The sequence below is a fragment of the Frankia sp. AiPs1 genome (assembly GCF_023716945.1).
GTDB lineage: Bacteria > Actinomycetota > Actinomycetes > Frankiales > Frankiaceae > Frankia.
Genome location: NZ_JAMQQF010001163.1, coordinates 1 through 596, shown reverse-complemented (window position 1 = coordinate 596; position 596 = coordinate 1). Strand labels below are relative to the sequence as shown.

The window sequence follows — 596 nt, the reverse complement described above, 5'->3', positions numbered from 1 at the left end:
GCGCTGCGGCGGCCGCCGGTCCGGTCTCCGTCCCGATGGCCGTGCCCCGCGAGACCGTCCCGCCCCGCGGGACCGCGCCGGTCTGGGCGACCGCCTCAGAACCCGCGACCCCCCCGGAACCCGCGAGCGCCCCGGAACCCGCGAGTGCCCCAGAACCTGCGAACACGGCGCGGAAAGCCTCGGCAAGGCGCGCCGGGTCGTGCACAGGTGCGCCGGGCACCCGCACCGGCGCGAGATGCAGCCGGGCGCCGAGATCCGCCGCGGCCCGCGCCAGCGGGTCGGGCTCGGGCACGGCGCTCGGATCGGCGATCACGACGTCCAGGCGCAGGCCGGGCACGTGCCGGCGCAGGGCGTCGAGGTGGGCCTGCGGGGTGTATCCGGCGGTCTCCCCCGGCTGGGCGGCCAGGTTGAGGACCATCAGCGTGCGCGCCGGCGAGGTGGTGATCGCCTGCCGCATTCCGGGCACCAGCAGATGCGGCAGCATGCTCGTGTAGAGCGAGCCCGGGCCGAGGACGAGCCAGTCGGCCGCCCGGGCCGCCTCGACCGCCTCCGCGCAGGCCGCCGGTTCCGCCGGCGCGAGCCGGACGCCGGCGACC

At 78.5% G+C, this 596-nt stretch carries 1 protein-coding gene; it reads right to left on the bottom strand.

From position 1 onward, the window contains the following. A partial coding sequence (locus tag ND748_RS33450; RefSeq protein WP_251750209.1) for a 2-phospho-L-lactate transferase CofD family protein occupies positions 1-596 on the bottom strand: 596 nt, incomplete at both ends.